Source organism: Agromyces sp. Soil535 (assembly GCF_001428255.1).
In the GTDB taxonomy this organism is placed as follows: Bacteria; Actinomycetota; Actinomycetes; order Actinomycetales; family Microbacteriaceae; genus Agromyces.
The window spans coordinates 232,773-250,348 of sequence record NZ_LMRW01000001.1; the positions used below are offsets into that span (position 1 = coordinate 232,773).

The 17,576-nt window shown below is 69.3% G+C and carries 17 protein-coding genes and 1 tRNA gene; 6 read left to right on the plus strand and 12 right to left on the minus strand.

The window, feature by feature from the left end:
- Window positions 1–21: 21 nt before the first annotated feature.
- Both ASG80_RS01080 and ASG80_RS01085 read right to left on the minus strand, forming a co-directional pair.
- Window positions 22–270, minus strand: a complete 249-nt coding sequence (locus ASG80_RS01080; RefSeq protein WP_056727607.1) for a hypothetical protein — start codon at window positions 268–270, stop codon at window positions 22–24.
- A gap of 613 nt (window positions 271–883) precedes the next feature.
- Window positions 884–1,405 (minus strand): hypothetical protein, encoded by a 522-nt coding sequence (locus ASG80_RS01085; RefSeq protein WP_056728434.1) that lies wholly within the window; start codon window positions 1,403–1,405, stop codon window positions 884–886.
- Between the two features lie 120 nt (window positions 1,406–1,525).
- Between ASG80_RS01085 and ASG80_RS01090 the strand changes: the two genes are divergently transcribed.
- Window positions 1,526–2,065 (plus strand): peptidylprolyl isomerase, encoded by a 540-nt coding sequence (locus ASG80_RS01090; protein ID WP_056727609.1) that lies wholly within the window; start codon window positions 1,526–1,528, stop codon window positions 2,063–2,065.
- A 7-nt stretch (window positions 2,066–2,072) separates the two neighbouring features.
- Window positions 2,073–2,930 carry a rhomboid family intramembrane serine protease gene (locus tag ASG80_RS01095; RefSeq protein WP_056727611.1) on the plus strand — a complete coding sequence of 286 codons (858 nt, stop codon included), beginning with the start codon at window positions 2,073–2,075 and terminating at the stop codon, window positions 2,928–2,930.
- 155 nt (window positions 2,931–3,085) lie between these two features.
- On the opposite strand, the gene ASG80_RS01100 is transcribed toward ASG80_RS01095, so the two are convergent.
- Entirely contained in the window at window positions 3,086–3,325 is a 240-nt protein-coding gene (locus tag ASG80_RS01100) for a cell division protein CrgA (RefSeq protein ID WP_056727613.1), read from the minus strand.
- Between the two features lie 71 nt (window positions 3,326–3,396).
- Here ASG80_RS01100 and ASG80_RS01105 point away from each other — a divergent pair, with 71 nt between their 5' ends.
- Genes ASG80_RS01105 through ASG80_RS01110 form a run of 3 tightly spaced genes read left to right on the plus strand, consistent with a single transcriptional unit; the run spans window position 3,397 to window position 5,004 of the window.
- A complete protein-coding gene (locus ASG80_RS01105) occupies window positions 3,397–4,209 on the plus strand; it encodes a class E sortase (protein WP_056727614.1) in 813 nt (270 codons plus the stop codon).
- A gap of 1 nt (window position 4,210) precedes the next feature.
- Window positions 4,211–4,369 carry a hypothetical protein gene (locus tag ASG80_RS23980; RefSeq protein WP_164470553.1) on the plus strand — a complete coding sequence of 53 codons (159 nt, stop codon included), beginning with the start codon at window positions 4,211–4,213 and terminating at the stop codon, window positions 4,367–4,369.
- Window positions 4,366–5,004 carry an aminodeoxychorismate/anthranilate synthase component II gene (locus tag ASG80_RS01110; RefSeq protein ID WP_056727617.1) on the plus strand — a complete coding sequence of 213 codons (639 nt, stop codon included), beginning with the start codon at window positions 4,366–4,368 and terminating at the stop codon, window positions 5,002–5,004. The genes ASG80_RS23980 and ASG80_RS01110 overlap by 4 nt, the downstream gene beginning before the upstream one ends.
- 37 nt (window positions 5,005–5,041) lie before the next feature.
- On the opposite strand, the gene pknB is transcribed toward ASG80_RS01110, so the two are convergent.
- The 9 genes from pknB to ASG80_RS01155 form a co-directional block, all read right to left on the minus strand.
- Window positions 5,042–6,736, minus strand: a complete 1,695-nt coding sequence (gene pknB / locus ASG80_RS01115; RefSeq protein ID WP_156401594.1) for a Stk1 family PASTA domain-containing Ser/Thr kinase — start codon at window positions 6,734–6,736, stop codon at window positions 5,042–5,044.
- 50 nt (window positions 6,737–6,786) lie between these two features.
- Entirely contained in the window at window positions 6,787–8,487 is a 1,701-nt protein-coding gene (locus ASG80_RS01120; RefSeq protein WP_056727618.1) for a protein kinase, read from the minus strand.
- Window positions 8,484–9,938, minus strand: a complete 1,455-nt coding sequence (locus ASG80_RS01125; RefSeq protein ID WP_056727620.1) for a penicillin-binding protein 2 — start codon at window positions 9,936–9,938, stop codon at window positions 8,484–8,486. The genes ASG80_RS01120 and ASG80_RS01125 overlap by 4 nt, the downstream gene beginning before the upstream one ends.
- Entirely contained in the window at window positions 9,935–11,347 is a 1,413-nt protein-coding gene (locus ASG80_RS01130) for an FtsW/RodA/SpoVE family cell cycle protein (RefSeq protein WP_056727624.1), read from the minus strand. The genes ASG80_RS01125 and ASG80_RS01130 overlap by 4 nt, the downstream gene beginning before the upstream one ends.
- Complete coding sequence (locus tag ASG80_RS01135) at window positions 11,340–12,572, minus strand: PP2C family serine/threonine-protein phosphatase (RefSeq protein WP_056727627.1); 1,233 nt, start codon at window positions 12,570–12,572, stop codon at window positions 11,340–11,342. Before ASG80_RS01135 ends, ASG80_RS01130 begins: the two co-directional genes overlap by 8 nt.
- Before the next feature lie 3 nt (window positions 12,573–12,575).
- Window positions 12,576–13,124 carry an FHA domain-containing protein gene (locus tag ASG80_RS01140; protein ID WP_056727628.1) on the minus strand — a complete coding sequence of 183 codons (549 nt, stop codon included), beginning with the start codon at window positions 13,122–13,124 and terminating at the stop codon, window positions 12,576–12,578.
- A complete protein-coding gene (locus ASG80_RS01145) occupies window positions 13,121–13,861 on the minus strand; it encodes a DUF3662 and FHA domain-containing protein (protein WP_056727629.1) in 741 nt (246 codons plus the stop codon). Before ASG80_RS01145 ends, ASG80_RS01140 begins: the two co-directional genes overlap by 4 nt.
- A gap of 65 nt (window positions 13,862–13,926) precedes the next feature.
- Window positions 13,927–16,437: a glycoside hydrolase family 65 protein gene (locus ASG80_RS01150; protein WP_056727631.1), complete on the minus strand. Its 2,511-nt coding sequence runs from the start codon at window positions 16,435–16,437 to the stop codon at window positions 13,927–13,929.
- Window positions 16,434–17,282 carry an HAD family hydrolase gene (locus tag ASG80_RS01155; protein WP_369816194.1) on the minus strand — a complete coding sequence of 283 codons (849 nt, stop codon included), beginning with the start codon at window positions 17,280–17,282 and terminating at the stop codon, window positions 16,434–16,436. Before ASG80_RS01155 ends, ASG80_RS01150 begins: the two co-directional genes overlap by 4 nt.
- 196 nt (window positions 17,283–17,478) lie before the next feature.
- Between ASG80_RS01155 and ASG80_RS01160 the strand changes: the two genes are divergently transcribed.
- Window positions 17,479–17,565: transfer RNA gene (locus tag ASG80_RS01160), tRNA-Leu, on the plus strand.
- Window positions 17,566–17,576 lie beyond the last annotated feature (11 nt).

Consider the following 17,576-nt stretch of genomic DNA (forward strand, 5'->3'; position numbering starts at 1 on the left):
TGATGTCGGTACCCATGACGATCACGCCAGCGGGGTGCCGAGTGCGACCAGCCGGAACTGGTCGTCGTAGGCGCGGGTCGCGAGCTGCGCGGTCTGACGACGCAGGCGTACCGCGTCGTACGTGCGCCGCTCGTCCTGGCGACGGCTCCACGCGAGGAGCGCGAGGCCGGCGCGGCGGGCGAGCCGCTCGTTCAGTTGGCGTGCCTGGGCACGGAGGGCGGTGGCTTGATCCTGTCGGGTCGAGCCGGCGGTGAGAGAACTCGTATTCACGATGATTCCTTCTGGTTGTGGTGCGGGGTGTGGTCCCGATCGACGGACGCCGCTCGGGGTGAGTGCGATTCGTGGTGGTGCGGGAGGCGAGCCCTCGGACGAATCGGCGGGAGGGCGCGCGAGGTACGCGTTCAGGCGCGCAAGAGCGCGCCGACGGAGCGGGAGCCGGATCGTGTGCCGGCGAGCCTGCGTCCGGCGCGGCATCCGATTTGCGCCCGATCAGGATCGAGGTCCACGGATGCGGCGGCGAATGCCGCCGGGTCACGCCCGAGCGGGCTACGCCCTAGTAGGCGCTGAGACGATCAGGCGCAGTGGCGCGCCGACGTCGAGGCGGTTAGCAGGCCGGGGACGCGAGGAGGACTCCCGTGTGCGGCTCAGAAAAAATGTGCTTCATCATGGGTATCAACTCCTCTCCGGATCTGGTTGCCAGGGCCGAGACTCGACACTAGCGGGACATTCGGGCCGAACGCAAGGCGATTTCCCAGATTCCTCGGAAGATCAGTGCAGGCACTGACACAACCGGCTCGGATCATACGGACGACATCGTCGACGAGCATGACGAAGGCCCCGCCTGAACGCGAGGACAGGCGGGGCCTTCGTGGAAGCGCTGGACTCAGACAGGTGGCGTGGTCGTGCCCGGGCCGGGCTCGTCGTCGGCGACCCACAACTCGTCGTCGGCGCGGAACGTCTGCCAGACCGCGTACGCGACGCCGGCGGCGGCGATGATGCCGAGGCCGATCGCGAGATAGGTGCCGAAGCCGGCGCCCTTCTTCTCCTGCACGACGGCGGCGGAGCGGGGCGAGACGCGCTCGACGGCACGGCGCACACGTGCGTCGTTGGCGATGTCGCCGATGGCGAGCACCGACCCGAGGGCGTTGCCCAGGGTGCGCTCGGCGCCGTCGCCGGCACTACGCGCGAGGCTCTTCGCTTGCTCGACGCTCGGGCGGACGTAGCTGTGGTAGCCCGTGCGAACGCGCGGAACGACCTCTTCACGGGTGAAGTGGCCGAGCTGGCGGCTCGCCTCCCGTGCCACCGCGTTCGCCTCCTCGAGCACCTGCTGCTGATTCCCCCAGAGTTCTTCCGCACTGCTGCGCAGCCGCTTGAGTTCCTTCCGGCGCTTGCGTGACAGGCTCATCTCGACCTCCATCGTTGTGCAGCGAACCCCTCCATCTTGCCACCGAAACGGCTGGAAGCGGGGGAGGAGTCGGAATCCTTCATGCCGGTTGACGAATCCGCGCGTGACAGAATAAGGATCATGCCGATTCACACCGCAGTCGCGACGCTCAACACCAACCACGGCCCGATCAAGGTGGACCTCTACGGGCACCACGCCCCCAAGACCGTCAACAACTTCGTCGGCCTCGCGACCGGCGAGATCGAGTGGACCCACCCCGCGACCGGCGAGAAGTCCAACGCGCCCCTCTACGACGGCGTCGTCTTCCACCGCATCATCCCCGGATTCATGATCCAGGGCGGCGACCCCCTCGGCCAGGGCGTCGGCGGCCCCGGCTACCAGTTCGACGACGAGATCAACCCCGAGCTCGACTTCACCGAGCCCTACGTGCTCGCCATGGCCAACGCCGGCATCCAGGGCGGCCGCGGCACCAACGGCTCGCAGTTCTTCATCACCGTCGGCCCCACCACGTGGCTGCAGGGCAAGCACACCATCTTCGGCAAGGTGACGGATGCCGCGAGCCAGACCGTCGTCGACAAGCTCGCCTCGATCCCCACCGATGGTCGCGACCGCCCGCTCGAGGACGTCGTGATCGAGACCATCACCATCGAGCAGGTCTGACACCGCGGTGACTGACGCGGGCGTCGATCGCACGAGCTTCTGCTACCGGCATCCTGATCGGCAGAGCTACATCCTGTGCCAGCGGTGCGGGCGCACGATCTGCCCCGAGTGCCAGACGCAGGCGCCGGTCGGCGTGATCTGTCCCGAGTGCATGCGCGAGCAGCGCGCGTCGGCGCCGCGCACCAAGCCGGCTGTGCTCACGCGCGTGCGTTCGGCGGCGGGCCGCGGCGCCCCGGTGGTGACGTATACCCTCATCGGCATCACTCTCGCGGTCTACGTGCTCCAGCTCATCCCCGGGCTTGCGATCACCGACCGCCTGCTCTACGCGGGCGTCTACTCGATTCCGGGCAACTTCGAGCCGTGGCGCATGCTCACGTCGGTGTTCGTGCACTCCACCGGACTGATCTTCCACGTGCTGCTGAACATGTACACGCTGTGGATCTTCGGGCAGCTGCTGGAGGGGCTGCTCGGTCGATGGCGGTTCCTCAGCCTGTACCTGATCTCGGGCCTCGCAGGCTCGGTGGGCGTGCTGTGGCTGGGTGATCCGCGCACGGGCGTCGTCGGGGCATCCGGAGCAATCTTCGGCCTCATGGGCGCGTTCCTCGTCATCCAGCGACGCCTCGGCGGGCAGACGACGCAGCTGTTCGTGCTGCTCGGCATCAACCTGGTGATCGGCTTCGTGCCAGGCTTCAACGTGGCATGGCAGGCGCACCTCGGCGGCCTCATCGGGGGCGCCCTCGTCGGGCTCATCTTCGTCGAGACACGCAAACGATCGCAGCAGGCGCTGCAGGTGTGGCTCCTCATCGCGCTGACCGTGGTGCTGCTCGCGCTCAGCCTGCGCTACTTCGCATTCCCCATCGTCTGAGTTATCCACAACTCGTCCACAACTGGGGAGAGTTACAGGTCTGTAATTGACGCCATTTCAGGGGACACGCGGGTATGCGACCTGTGCACAACCTGTGGAGAACGAAGTGAAGCGGGCGGATGCCGCAGCATCCGCCCGCCGTCGAGGTGGAGTCCTCAGCGCCAGCGTGTCGTCATGAGGAAGCCGACGAAGGCGATGCCGAAGCCGATGAGGATGTTCCACGAGCCGAGGTCGGGGACGGGCAGCCGGCCCTGGCTCACGTAGAAGACGATGATCCAGACGAGTCCGACCAGCATGAAGCCGAACATGACGGGCTTGAACCAGACCGGGTTCGGCGCCTCTTCGCCGCTCGCCTGCTCCGCGCGCGCGGGCTTCGATGATTTCGTACGTGCCATGCGGGCGATTCTATCCGAGTGGGATGAGTACTCCCAGCCGGGGGTTGTCGGGGCCGCATAGAATCGCTCCTATGTCCGACGAGCAGCCGTCCGACGAGCAGCCCGATCGCCGTCGCGCACCCGGCGCGGTAGCCCACGGCGGGCGGCGGGCGCGGGTGAGCGTCGTCGGAGTGCTCGGAGAGATCCTGCTCACCGCCGGAGCGCTGATCCTGCTCTTCCTCGGCTGGCAGCTGTGGTGGAACGACGCCATCATGGCCGGGCAGCAGTCGAGCGCGGCATCCGACCTCAGCGCGCAGTGGCTCGAAGAGGGCCGGGCCGCTCGCGGCGACACCGCGCCGCCCGAACCGCAGGACTACGGCGACCCGGTCGTCGGTGCCGCGGACCACGCCGACGGCGACGCCTTTGCGGTCATGTACGTGCCGCGCTTCGGCGACGACTCGCAGCGGCGCATCGCCGAGGGCATCAGCCTCGACGTGCTGAACAGCACGTACCTCGGCGTCGGCCACTACCCCGATACCCAGATGCCGGGCGGGGTGGGCAACTTCGCGATCGCAGCGCACCGCAGCGCATACGGCGGCGGCATGCACGAGATCGACCAGCTGCAGCTCGGCGACGCGATCTACATCCAGACCGAGGACGCCTGGTACACCTATCGTTTCCGCGACCTCGAGTACGTGACGCCGGAGGCGGTCGACGTGCTCGCGCCCGTGCCGCACCACCCCGGGCTTGCGCCGACCGACCGTCTGATCACGCTCACGAGCTGCAACCCGCTGTACTCGACGGCCGAGCGCATCATCGCCTACGGCGTGCTCGAGTCCTGGCAACCGAGCACTGCGGGCCCGCCTGCCGAGATCGCCGACGTCGTCGCAACCTGGGAGTCCTGACATGTACGCTGCACTGTGGCGAGTGCTCCCCGGCCCGATCTGGCTGCGGATCATCCTGCTCCTGCTGCTCGTCGCGGCAGTCGTCCTCGCTCTCTTCACCTGGGTCTTCCCCTGGGTGGACGGCATCGTCAATCCGATCGAAGTCACGGTGGAAACATGACCCGCGTTCTCGTCATCGACAACTACGACAGCTTCGTCTACACGCTGAACGGCTACCTCCAGGAGCTCGGCGCCGAGACCGAGGTCGTGCGCAACGACGCGATCGAGGCGGCCGACGTGCCCGCGCGCATCGCCCAGTACGACGCCGTGCTCATCTCGCCCGGACCGGGCAAGCCCGCGGATGCCGGAGTGTCGATCCCCGTGGTCCAGGCCGCCCTCACGGCGGGGCAGCCGCTGCTCGGCGTGTGCCTCGGCCACCAGGCGATCGCAGAGGCGTTCGGCGCCACGGTCACGAACACCGAGGAGCTCATGCACGGCAAGACGTCGCGCATCACGCACGACGACAGCGACTTCTACGACGGGGTGCCGCAGCCGTTCACGGCGACTCGCTATCACTCGCTCGCGGTGGTCGACGGCACGGTGCCGCCCGAACTCGTCGTCACGAGCCGCACGCAGGGCGGCGTGATCATGGGCCTCCGCCACGAGTCGGCGCCGATCTACGGCGTGCAGTTCCACCCCGAATCGGTGCTCACCGAGGGCGGCTACCGGATGCTCGGCAACTGGCTCGCCGTCGCGGGGCTGCCCGAGGCCCGCGAGCGTGCCGTGCACCTGAATCCCCTGGTGCGCACGAACTGAGGCGCGCCGCGCGAGGCGCTCGCGCCGAGCGTGGGCGTCAGCCCGCGCAGTAGGTGAGCTCGACCTCGGAGCGCTGCGGCACATCGCCCGGCGCAAGCGACTGCCGGGTCACCGGCGAGCCCGGCTGCGACTTGCATGACGGGTCGGGCTTCGGCACCGGGGTCAACTGCAGGTTCTCGGCCGAGAGGTACGACGACGCAGCGGACAGCGTCTGCCCTGTGAGGTCGGTGAGCGTCACGAGTCCGCTCGAGATGCGGAAGTCGACCGGCGATCCGGCCTCGGCGGACGTGCCGGCCTCGGGCGTCGTGCCGAGCACCGTGTCCGCAGCCACGGACGGCGAGTTCTCACGGGTCTCGGTGCCGGGGGTCAGGCCGGCGGCCTGGACGTCGGCCTTCGCCTGGTCGAGGGTCTTGTTGCGCACGTCGGGCACGGTCACGGGCTCTCGCCCGGTCGAGACGTACACGGTGATCGGCGTGTCGGTGTCGACGATCTCCTCCGCGGGAGGATCGGTGCGGATGACCTGGCCGGCCGGCACCGTCTCGCTCGACTCGTCGATGCGCGTGGCCGGCAGGCCCAGCTCCTGGAGTTGCTGCACCGCCTCCTCGTAGGTGACGCCGGCGAGGGCCGGGATCTCCCTGGCGTTCGACGGCAGGTCGTCGGTGGGTTGCAGGTTGAACGCCCAGTACATGACCGCGATCACGATGACCACCACGGCGATGATGCCCGACCAGATCCAGATCGCCGGCGGACGACGCTGCGTGCGCGTCATCGTCTCGTCCTCGGCGAGCTGTCGCAGGGCGAGCTCCGAGCTGGACAGCGAGCTCGTGGGCGCGCCGAAGAGCATGGTCGCCTCATCGGGCTGGCGATGCACCGGCACGCGACCGGATGCCGCGGTGTCGACATCGGCCCGGAACTCGGCCGCCGTCTGATAGCGCTCCTCGCGGCTCTTCGTGAGCGCGTGCAGCACGACGGCGTCGAGCGCAGGAGACACCTTCGGGTTGATGACGCTCGGCTTGACGGGCCGCTCGCTCACGTGCTGGTACGCGACTGCCACGGGGGTGTCGCCGCGGAACGGCGGCCGCCCCGTGAGCATCTCGAAGAGCACCACGCCGGTGGAGTACAGGTCGGTGCGGGCGTCGACCGTCTCGCCCTTGGCCTGCTCGGGGGAGAAGTACGAGGCGGTGCCGAGGATCGCCGTGGTCTGCGCCACTGTCGTCGACGAATCGGAGACCGCACGGGCGATGCCGAAGTCCATCACCTTCACCTGGCCGGTGGTGGTGATCATGATGTTGCCCGGCTTGATGTCGCGGTGCACGACGCCGGCGCGATGCGAGTACTCGAGCGCGGTGAGCACCCCGTCGATGACGCGCACGGCCGCGACGGGGTCGAGCGGGCCGTCGTGGATGATGTCCTTCAGGAGCCGGCCCTCGACGTACTCCATGACGATGAAGGGCAGCTGCACCTCGTGGCCGGCCGAGTCGATCACCGTCTCCTCGCCGGCATCGAACACCCGCACGATCGTGGGGTGCGCCATGCGCGCGGCGGACTGCGCCTCCTGCCGGAAGCGCATGCGGAACGCGGGGTCGGTGGCGAGTTGCGGCTTCAGGAGCTTGATCGCCACCTGGCGGCCGAGTCGCGTGTCGGATCCCACGTGCACGTCGGACATGCCGCCGCGACCGATGAGCGCACCCACGCGGTAGCGTCCCGCGAGCACGCGTCCTTCATCGCTCACCCTGCAGCTCCGTCCTCGTGTCCTGTCTTCTCGTCAGTCTCGCCTCGGCGTCACGGCTGTTCGATGTCCACCGTGAATGCCGGGGAGAACGGCGAGTCGAGCTGGCCGCAGAAGTAGCGGAACGTCACGTCGAACGAGCCGTTCGGGGTGTTGTTGACGTTGATCTGTGCGCTCGTGGTGCCAGGGCCGAAGACGGGGTTGTTCGGCACCGTCGCGTCGCCGGTCACGGCGACCTCGTAGCCGCTCAGCGTCTGGCCGGCCGGACAACTCTGCGCGGTCCAGTTCACGGTGATCTGGCCCACGTCGGCCTGGACGGGGTTGGTGTCCGTCGTCGGTGCGTCGGTCGGCGCGCTCGGTGCGACAGGGTCGGTGAGGTAGGTGAGCGTGATCGTGGTGCCGGGCTGCACGGGGCCGCTCGGGTTGACCTCGGACACGGTGTTGGCCTGGCCCGGCTCGGTCGCCGCGGCCCCGGCCTCGCGCACGACCGGCAGGCCGAGCGCCTCGATGGCCGCCGCCGCGTCATCGACGTTCATGCCGATGTACGAGTCGCGGTCGACCTGGATCGTTTGGGGCGCCTCAGTCGTGGGGGGCGCGCTCTGCGTCGTCGGCGGTGCGCTGGTGGATGTCGGGCGACTGGTCGTCGTCGTCGGCGTGGTACCGCCGCCCGCGTTGTTCAGCGCGAGCGCGATGATGGTGCCGATCAGCACGATCGCGAGGATCGCGATGAGGACGATGAGCGGCCAGGTCCACGGGCTGCGCTTCTTCTCGGCGGGCTCCTCCTCCTCGCCCTCGATCGGGCCGGCGCCACCCGCACTGGCGGACGGCAGCACCGTCGTGGCGGCCGTGGCCCCCTGCTGCGAGAGGAGCATGGTCGCCGCCATCGCACCGGCGGCGCCGAGCACGGCGGGCACCGCAGCGGCGGCTCCCTGCACGTCTCCGCGTCGGAGGGCTGTGGCCGCGCGCGCGAGGTGCGCCGCCGACTGCGGTCGGTCGGCGGGGTTCTTCGCGATGCACGCGTACACGAGGTTGCGCACCGGCTCGGACACCGTGACCGGCAGGTCGGGCGGCGTCTCGTTGATCTGCGCCATCGCGATGGCCACCTGCGACTCGCCCGTGAACGGACGGCGGCCCGCGAGCGCCTCGTAGGCCACGATGCCGAGCGAGTAGATGTCGGTGGTGGGCGACGCGGGGTGACCCGACGCCTGCTCGGGCGAGAGGTACTGCACCGTGCCCATGACCTGGCCCGTGGCGGTGAGCGGCACCTGGTCGGCGATGCGCGCGATGCCGAAGTCGGTGATCTTCACGCGCCCGTCGGGCGTGATGAGCAGGTTGCCGGGCTTGATGTCGCGGTGCACGAGCCCGGCCGCGTGCGCGGCCTGGAGCGCCGCCGCGGTCTGCGCGACGATGTCGAGCACCTTGTCGGTGGAGAGCACGTGCTCACGCTCGAGGATGGTCGAGAGCGCCTCGCCGGGCACCAGCTCCATGACGAGGTAGGCGCTGCCCTCCTCCTCGCCGTAGTCGAAGACGTTCGCGATGCCCTCGTGGTTCACGAGCGCGGCGTGCCGGGCCTCGGCGCGGAAGCGCTCGAGGAATCCGGGGTCGCCGAGGTACTCGTCCTTCAGGATCTTGATCGCGACCTGGCGGCCGATGACGAGGTCGGTGGCCTGCCACACCTCGCCCATCCCGCCGATCGCGATCCGGGACTGCAGTTCGTAGCGCCCTCCGAAGGTGAGCCCTGCGCTCGGTCTCATGTATTCAGCACCGCCTCTAGTACCTGCTTTGCGATGGGTGCGGCGATGAGATTGCCGTACCCCTCCTGACCAAGTCCCCCGCCATCCTCCACGAGTACCGTGATCGCATACTGAGGGTTGTCGGCGGGGGCAAAACCTGTGAACCACAAGGTGTAAGGGTCATCCTCGCCGTTCTCTGCTGTGCCTGTCTTACCGGCCACGCTGACGCCGTCTATTCTTGCATTACTCGCAGCACCGTTCTCGACGCCGTTCACCATCATCTGCACCATCGTGTTCGCCGTCTCCTCGCTGATCGCGCGGCCGAATTCAGCCGGTTCGAACTCCTGTAGCGGACTGAAGTCGGGTGCGGTGATCGCGTCCACGAGGTTGGGGTTCATGACGATGCCGCCGTTCGCGATCGCGGCCGACACCATGGCCATCTGCATCGGCGTCGCGCGCACGTCGCCCTGGCCGAACGCGGTCAGCCCGGTCTGCGCCTCGTCGAGCACGCGCGGGTAGGTGCTCGGCTCGGTGACGGTCGGGATCTCGAACTCGGTGTTGAACCCGAACTTCTCGGCCTGCTCGCGGATCGCGGCGTCGCCGAGCTCCATGCCGAGCTCGGCCATCGGGATGTTGCATGAGAGGCGCAGCGCGTCGGCGAGGGTGACCTCCGCACCGCCGCCGCAGGTGCCGCCGCCGGAGTTGCGCACGACGGCGTCCGTGCCGGGCAGGGTGAGCGACGCCGGGTTCGGGAAGGTGGACTGGGGGGTGTACTGGCCCGATTCGAGCGCGGCCGCCGTGACGACGAGCTTGAAGGTCGAACCGGGCGGGTTCATGTCCCCCCCGGTGGCTCGGTTGAACAGCGGGTCGCTCGGGTCCGCAAGCAGCCCCTCGTAGGTGGCCTGCACCTCGGCGCCGTTGTGCACGGCGAGCGCGTTCGGGTCGTACGTCGGCTTCGTGACCATCGCGAGGATGCGCCCGGTCGAGGGCTCCGTCACGATCACGGCGCCGGTGTAGTCGCCGAGGGCGTCCCAGGCGGCCTGCTGTGCGACCGGGTCGATGGCCACCTCGACGGATGCCCCCATCGGGTCCTGCCCGGAGATCAGTCGGTTGAGCTGGTCGAAGAACTGGCTCGAGCTCTGCCCGCTGAGGTAGGAGTTGACCGACTGCTCGAGCCCGGTCGCCTCGCCGTTGACCGGGATGTACCCCGTGACGGGTGCGTAGAGCGGCCCGTTCGAATAGACGCGCTGGAACTTGTAGTCATCGTCGGACGGCTGCGAGGACGCGATCGGGTCGCCGCCGACGAGGATCGGCCCACGCTCGACCGAGTAGCTCTCGTAGAGCGTGCGCGAGTTGCGTGGATCGGAGGCGAGGGCGTCGGCCTGCACGTACTGGATGACCGTCGCCGACACGAACAGCGCCAGGAACATGAGAAGCGCGACGATCGTCACGCGCTTGAGCTCACGGTTCATCCGTCGATCACCAGCCTCGGATGATTGCGCACCGTATCGGAGAGCCGCAACAGCAACGCGACGATGACCCAGTTCGCCACGAGCGACGAGCCGCCGGCCGCGAGGAACGGCGTGGTGAGGCCGGTGAGCGGGATGACCCGGGTGACGCCGCCGACCACGATGAACACCTGCAGCGCGATCACGAACGCGAGCCCGACGCCGAGGAGCTTGCCGAAGTCGTCCTGCCCGGCGAACCCGATGCGGAACCCGCGGGCGACGAACAGCACGTACAGGGCGAGGATCGCGAAGATGCCCGCGAGGCCGAGCTCCTCGCCGAGGCTCGCGATGATGTAGTCGCTCTGCGGCACCGGCGTGATGTCGGGCCGGCCCTGGCCCCAGCCCGTGCCGATGAGCCCGCCGTTCGCCAGACCGAAGAGTCCCTGCACGAGCTGGTAGCTGCCGCCGAACTCCTGGTCGAAGCGCTCGGGGCTGAACGGGTCGAGCCAGTTCGCGAAGCGGTTGCCGACGTAGTCGAGGGTCTGGCTCGCGATGAGCGCGCCGCCGACGAAGAGGCTGACCCCGAGCACCACCCACGAGAGCCGGCTCGTGGCGACGTAGAGCATCACGAGGAAGAGGCCGAAGTAGAGCAGGGCGGTGCCGAGGTCGCGCTGGAACACGATGACCGCCATCGACAGCGCCCACACGACGAGCAGCGGACCGAGGTCGCGGGCGCGCGGGAACCGCATGCCGAGGAACGTCCTGCCGACCATGGACAGCGAGTCGCGGTTGCGTACGAGGTAGCCGGCGAAGAAGACCGCCAGCGCGATCTTCGCGATCTCACCTGGCTGGAACGTGGCGATGTCGCCGATCCCGATCCACACGCGCGCACCGCTGACCTCGCGACCGATGCCGGGCACCAGCGGCAGGAGGAGCAGGACGATCGCGATCAGACCCGAGAGGTAGGTGTAGCGGAACAGCACGCGGTGGTTGCGGATCAGGAGGATCGTGGCGATGGCGGCGACGATCGCGATCGCGCTCCACACGATCTGCCGCACCGAGGCGCTCTCCCACCCGCTCTCGCCGTCGGCGATGTCGATGCGGTAGATCATCGCGATGCCGAGTCCGTTGAGCACCGTCGCGATGGGCAGCAGGAACGGGTCGGCATCGCGCGCGACGAAGCGCATGGCGATGTGCAGACCGAACACGAGTGCCGAGAGGCCGGCGCCGAGCAGCACGAGCTGCGTGTCGATGCGCCCCATCGCACCGAGCTGCACGAGCAGGATGGCGGCGGCGTTGATGATGCAGGCCACGATGAGGAGCCACAGCTCCATGTTGCGCAGCTTCTGCGGGAGGCGGATGCGGCGCACCGTCGCGGTGGGCGGCCCGCTGGAACGGGGCGCCTCGGAGGTGCGTCCGGTGCGGTCAGTCAACGGAGTCCTCCAGTCGCTGCACGATGCGGAACGCCTCGGAGAACGAGCCCGCGCTGATGGTCTGCTCCACTCGCTGCTGGTCGTAGGTGCGCAGGTCGGCCACGTCGATGGCGGTCTCGGTGTGCAGCTCGTGCAGCGAGATCGGGCCGAGGTCCTGCTGGATGCCCTGGAAGATCGCCACGCGGCCGTTGGACTCGCCCACGTAGTAGCGGGTCTGCGTCCACTGGTAGCCGAGCACGAAGGTGGCGACGATCGCCCCGATGAGCAGCACGATCCAGAAGCCCCACACCCAGCGGCGACGGCGACGGCGGCGCGCGTCCTCCTCGATGAGCTCGTCGAAGTAGTCGGCCGAGTCGGGCTCGAAGTGCGTCTCCTGCACCGGGTGCGGGCGGAACGGCGCGAGACGGATGCCGCGGGCGCGCGCCGGCTCCGCCGCCGCGCCGAACGCGAGCGGCGCTGCCGCCGAGCCGACGACCAACGGCGGCGTGGCGGGCGCCGGAGGCTCGCCGATGTCGACGATCACGACGGTGACGTTGTCGGGCGCCCCGCCGTCGAGCGACGCCTTGACGAGCCGGTCGGCCACCTGCTTGGCACCCGCGTCGGACGAGAGCACATCGTGCAGCTCGCCGAACGCCACGACGCCGGAGAGGCCGTCGGAGCAGAGCATCCAGCGATCGCCGGCGCGGGTGTCGAGCACCATCGAGTCGATCTCGGGGGAGCTCTCGACGTCGCCGAGCACGCGCATGAGCACCGAGCGCCGCGGGTGCACCATCGCCTCCTCGGCGGTGATGCGCCCGGCGTCGACGAGGCGTTGCACGAACGTGTGGTCGGTGGAGATCTGGCTGAGCTCACCCGACCGCAGCAGGTAGATGCGCGAGTCGCCGATGTGCGAGATCACGACCCGGTCGCCGTCGATCAGGAGGGCGCTCACGGTGGTGCCCATGCCCGTGAGCTCGGAGTGCTCGGCGACGGTCTCGGCGAGCTGGCGGTTCGCGGCGATCAGGGCGCCCTCGAGGGCGGCCGCGGCATCCGGCGCGGACAGGTAGTCGCCGTCGGCGTCGGCGATGCGGCGGGTCGCGATGGCGCTCGCCACGTCGCCGCCGGCGTGCCCGCCCATGCCGTCGGCGACGAGGAACAGGTTGCGCCCGGCGTAGCCGGAGTCCTGGTTGTTCGAGCGGACCCGCCCGACGTGCGAGACCGCAGCGCTCGCCTTGACCGTGGCCATGGGCTACCGCCGCAGCTCGAACGTCGTCGCTCCGACCTTGACGGTGGCTCCGAGCGGAATGGGGGTCGGCACGGTCACTCGGGAGCCGTTGAGGAAGGTGCCGTTCGTGGAGTCGAGGTCCTGGATCATCCACCGGCCGTTCCACAGCATGAGCCGGGCGTGGTGGGTGGAGGTGTAGTCGTCGCGGATGATGATCGCCGAGTCGCTCGAGCGGCCGATGGTGATCTCGTCGCGGCCGAGCGGGAACTCGGCGCCCGCCTTCTGGCCGCTCGTGATGACGAGGCGCGTGGCGTTCTCGGTCGACGCGGTCTCGCCGCCGGGTCCCGACGCGGGTGCCGCCGGGTGGGCGGCTGTCGGCGACGCGGACGCCACCGGCGAGGACGGGAACGGGGATGCCGCGACGGGCACGCCGCCCGCGGGCGTGTCGGGCTGCAGTTTGCGCACCCGCTGCCCGAACAGGTCGCTGCGGAGCGAGTACACGATCGCGAAGATGAAGACCCAGAGCAGCAGGAGGAATCCGAGCTGGAGGACCAGGAGGGTGAGTTCGCTCATTCTCCGGGCCCCCAGAACCCGCCCATGTCGTGGCGCTGGGTGGCAGGGTCGGCGCCGCGGCCGGGGGGCGCGGAGGCCTGTGCCAGCACGCGGAAGACGATGCGGGAACGCCCGATGGTGATGACCGAGTCGGGTTCGAGCACGGCGTCCCTGATGGGGGCGCCGTTCAGCTGGGTGCCGTTCGTGGAGCCCAGGTCGCGCACGCGGGCCCGCGTGCCGTCCCACTGCACCTCGGCGTGACGTCGCGACGCGCCGGAGTCGTCGATCGTGAGATCGGCCTCGCTGCCGCGGCCGATGACCGTGCGGCCCTTGAGGATCGGGTGGCGCTTGCCGGCGACGTCGAGCACCGGCGTCCAGGCGACCTCGCCCTTGACGTTGCGCGAGTCCACCTGCACCATGCCCTCCGAGAGGCCGGGGTCGGCCTGCAGCGCGATCGAGATGCCGCCCGCGAACTGGAAACGCTGGCTCGCGGCGTGCTTCTGCACGAGGTCGGTGAGCTCGTCGATGAGGGCCGGGCCGAGGCCCGCCATGCGGTCGTGGTCGGTCGGCGACATCCGCACCGTGAACGTGTTCGGCACGAGCACGCGGTCGCGTGAGACGACCGCCGCCTTCGTGTCGATCTCCCGCTTCAGCGCTGCGGTGATCTCGACGGGCTGCAGCCCCGAGCGGAAGGTCTTCGCGAAGGCGCCGTTGACGGCGCGCTCGAGACCCTTCTCGAAGTTGTCCAGTAGGCCCACAGGTCTCCCGATCCCGTTCCGTGATTGTGTGACATGGTAGCCCGAGCGGCTGAGAACGCTTGCGTTCAGTCGACCGGAATCGCGGTTTCCTCACCGTCGACGTCAAGGGACAGGGTGGGGATCGACGCGGTGAGCAGCGTGCCGTCGGCGCGGCGGGATCCCGTGACGTCGCGCATGGTGGGCGAGCCGTAGAGCCGCGGGCCCTGCCCATCGAGCGGCACCGTGACGGGCGCGTCGGCGGCGACCACCACCTCGGCGCCGCGCACGCGCACGCGCGCCTCGTCGCCGGCCTCCACCGCGAACGAGATGGACTCCGGCTGGAGCGTCACCCGCAGCCTCGTGCCCCGCAGCGTGATGCGGAAGACGAGCTCGCGCCATTCGTCGGGAAGGCGCGGGTCGAACGTGAAGGTGCCGTTGTGGTCCCGGAATCCGCCGAAGCCCGCCACGAGTGCGCTCCACACGCCCCCGGTCGAGGCGACGTGCACCCCGTCGGCCGCGTTGTGGTGCAGGTCTGCGAGGTCCACGAACAGGGCCGAGCGGAAGTACCGCATGGCGAGCTCGTGGTAGCCGACCTCGGCGGCGATGATCGACTGCACGACCGCCGAGAGCGTGGAGTCGCCCGTGGTCAGCGGGTCGTAGTACTCGAAGTTCGCCCGCTTCATCTCGGTGCTGAACCGGTCTCCCTGCAGGTAGAGGGCGAGCACGACGTCGGCCTGCTTCAGGACCTGGAAGCGGTAGATCACGAGCGGGTGGTAGTGCAGCAGGAGCGGCCGGCGATCCTCCGGCGTGTTCTCGAGGTCCCACAGCTCCTTCTGCAGGAACGCGGAGTCCTGCGGATGGATGCCGAGCTGCTCGTCGAACGGGATGTGCATGTGCGCGGCGGCGCGCCGCCAGCTCGCCACCTCGGCGGGCGTGACCTCGAGCCGCTCCACGAGCTTGTGGTACGCGATGGGGTCGTGCACCTGCAGGTTGTCGACGGCGGATGCCGCTGACGCGAGGTTGAACCGGGCCATCACGTTCGTGTACAGGTTGTCGTTCACGACCGTCGTGTACTCGTCGGGCCCGGTGACACCGTGGATGTGGAACACGTCGTCCGCGTTGGAGCGCCAGAAGCCCAGGTCCTCCCACATGCGGGCGGTCTCGACGAGGACGTCGATCGCGCCGCGCGCGAGGAAGTCCTCGTCGCCCGTGGCGGCGACGTACTGGCAGAGCGCGTAGGAGATGTCGGCGTCGATGTGGTACTGCGCGGTGCCGGCCGCGTAGTAGGCGGACGATTCCTGTCCGTTGATCGTGCGCCACGGGAACAGGGCCCCGTGCTGGTTGAGCTCGAGCGCCCTCGCGCGGGCGGCGTCGAGCATCCGCTGCCTGAATCGCAACGCGTTGCGTGCGACGATCGGGGCGGTGTAGCTGAGGAACGGGAGGACGTACACCTCGCTGTCCCAGAAGTAGTGGCCGCCGTAGCCGGAGCCCGAGACACCCTTCGCGGCGACCCCGTCGCCGTCGGTGCGCGCCGTGGCCTGCGCGAGCTGGAACAGGTTCCACCGGATCGCCTGCTGCACGGCCGGATGACCCTCCACCGAGACGTCGGAGCGTTCCCAGAAGTCGTCGAGCCACGAGCGCTGCTGGTCGAAGATCTCGGCGACGCCGAGCTCCCTCGCGCGATCGAGTGTGCGGTCGCTGCGGTCGACGAGCTCGCGGGCCGGCACCGTGCGGGCCGTGTGGTAACTGATCAGCTTCGTGATGCGGATCGGCTTGCCCTGCTTCGCGTGCACCCGGTAGATGTGCTTCGCCAGGTCGTCGCCGATGGAGCCCGACTCGGTGAACTGGTTCTCGGTGGCGATCGAGTGCTCCGCACCGATGGCGATCGTCATGCCCGAGTTGGTGGTCTGGTAGCCGAGCATGTACCGCGAGCCCTCGGCACGCTTCACCCGCGGCTGCATCACCCGTTCGGTGAACTGCTCGGCCTTGCGCGGGTCGAACGCGGCCGGCGTCTCGGTGACACCCGACCGGTACTCGTCGCGTCCGTCCTGGCGGTTGAGGATCTGGCTCGAGATGGTGACCGCGGCATCCGCGTCGAGCAGCTCCACCTCGTAGTCGAGCACGGCGAGGTGACGGTCGGTGAACGACACCATGCGTCGGCTCGTGATGAGCACGCGCTTGCCCGACGGGGTGCGCCACTCGATGGAGCGGCTGAGCGCGCCGAGCCGGAAGTCCAGGCGCCGCTCATAGGCGAGGAGCTCGGCCACGGTGAGCACCAGCGGCTCGTCGTCGACGTAGAGGCGGATGACCTTCGCGTCGGGCGCGTTCACGATCGTCTGCCCGACACGGGCGAACCCGAACGCCTCCTCGGCGTGCCGGATCGGCCACGTCTCGTGGAACCCGTTCAGGAACGTGCCGTGGTAGTGGCCGTCGCGGCCCTCCTCGACGTTGCCGCGGAGGCCGAGGTATCCGTTGCCCACGGCGAACAGCGTCTCGGTGCGCCCCATGTCGGCCAGGCCGAAGTCCGTCTCGACGAGCGCCCACTCGTCGATGGGGAACCGGCTGCGGTTGAGCGGGTCGTGGTCGGCGAACCTCATGAAGGGTCCTCTCGGGTGATGCTGGGGCTGGGGGAATCGGCGCCGGATGCCGCGGCTGCACGCTCGACGGCGGGGATCAGCTCGTCGAGCTCGTCGACGATCACGTCGGCGCCGAGCTCCTCGAGGGCCTCGCGGCCGACGCCGCGGTCGACGCCGATGACGATACCGAACTCTCCGGCCGCGCCGGCCTTCACGCCCGACTCGGCGTCCTCGACGACCGCGCAGGCCTCGGTGGGCAGGCCGATGAGCTCGGCCGCGCGTTCGAACGTGTGGGGCTCGGGCTTGCCGGGCAGGCCCTCGCGTGCGGCGACGGCCCCGTCGACCACGACCTCGAACCGGTCGGCGAGGCCCGCAGCCTCGAGCACCGACGGCGCGTTCTTCGAGCTCGACACCACCGCGACCTTCGCGCCAGTGCGCGTCACGGCGTCGAGGAAGGCGACGCTCGCCGGGTAGGCGTCGACGCCCTCCTCGGCCAAGGTGGCGTTGAAGGCGTCGTTCTTGCGGTTGCCGAGTCCGTGCACCGTGTCGAGGGTCGCGGCATCCGTCACCTCGCCCTCCGGCACCCGGATGCCGCGGCTCTCGAGCAGCGAGCGGACCCCGTCGTAGCGCGGCTTGCCGTCGATGTAGGCGAAGTAGTCGTCGTCGGTGTAGGGCCTGGCGCCGTGCGCCTCGAGGAACGGCGTGAACAGGCGCGACCAGGCGTGCATGTGCACCACGGCGGTGGGCGTGAGCACCCCGTCGAGGTCGAACAGCCAGCCGCGGATGCCGCTGAGATCGGCGTCGAGAGGATGGACGGGGGTTCGGTTCGAAGGAGGAGGAGTGGGGGAGGTGTCAGGCGAGGTCACGGCCGTCCTTTCAGCGCGTCGGTCGGGGGCACCGGAACCCGCTGATCGATGCTATTCCCGGGCGGCGGGGGAGCGCGAGGTCGAACCCGGACTCGAAGCAATCACGAAGGGTGGATTCGGTCGTCGGCTCGAATGGTGCTGGGGGCCGTGAGATGTTAGTCTCTCGTGGTTGGACGCACTCCGGTGCTCCACGCGTGCGCGAGTGGCGGAATTGGCAGACGCGCTGGCTTCAGGTGCCAGTACTCGCAAGGGTGTGGGGGTTCAAGTCCCCCCTCGCGCACCATTCGTCGGTTC

What these genes read in the sequence shown, in the direction of transcription:
- ASG80_RS01085 (WP_056728434.1), bottom strand. Translation starts at nt 1,405, where the DNA reads ATGAGCCTGTCACGCAAGCGCCGGAAGGAACTCAAGCGGCTGCGCAGC.
- ASG80_RS01090 (WP_056727609.1), top strand. Translation starts at nt 1,526, where the DNA reads ATGCCGATTCACACCGCAGTCGCGACGCTCAACACCAACCACGGCCCG.
- ASG80_RS01100 (WP_056727613.1), bottom strand. Translation starts at nt 3,325, where the DNA reads ATGGCACGTACGAAATCATCGAAGCCCGCGCGCGCGGAGCAGGCGAGC.
- ASG80_RS01105 (WP_056727614.1), top strand. Translation starts at nt 3,397, where the DNA reads ATGTCCGACGAGCAGCCGTCCGACGAGCAGCCCGATCGCCGTCGCGCA.
- ASG80_RS23980 (WP_164470553.1), top strand. Translation starts at nt 4,211, where the DNA reads ATGTACGCTGCACTGTGGCGAGTGCTCCCCGGCCCGATCTGGCTGCGG.
- ASG80_RS01110 (WP_056727617.1), top strand. Translation starts at nt 4,366, where the DNA reads ATGACCCGCGTTCTCGTCATCGACAACTACGACAGCTTCGTCTACACG.
- ASG80_RS01120 (WP_056727618.1), bottom strand. Translation starts at nt 8,487, where the DNA reads ATGAGACCGAGCGCAGGGCTCACCTTCGGAGGGCGCTACGAACTGCAG.
- ASG80_RS01125 (WP_056727620.1), bottom strand. Translation starts at nt 9,938, where the DNA reads ATGAACCGTGAGCTCAAGCGCGTGACGATCGTCGCGCTTCTCATGTTC.
- ASG80_RS01135 (WP_056727627.1), bottom strand. Translation starts at nt 12,572, where the DNA reads ATGGCCACGGTCAAGGCGAGCGCTGCGGTCTCGCACGTCGGGCGGGTC.
- ASG80_RS01140 (WP_056727628.1), bottom strand. Translation starts at nt 13,124, where the DNA reads ATGAGCGAACTCACCCTCCTGGTCCTCCAGCTCGGATTCCTCCTGCTG.
- ASG80_RS01150 (WP_056727631.1), bottom strand. Translation starts at nt 16,437, where the DNA reads ATGAGGTTCGCCGACCACGACCCGCTCAACCGCAGCCGGTTCCCCATC.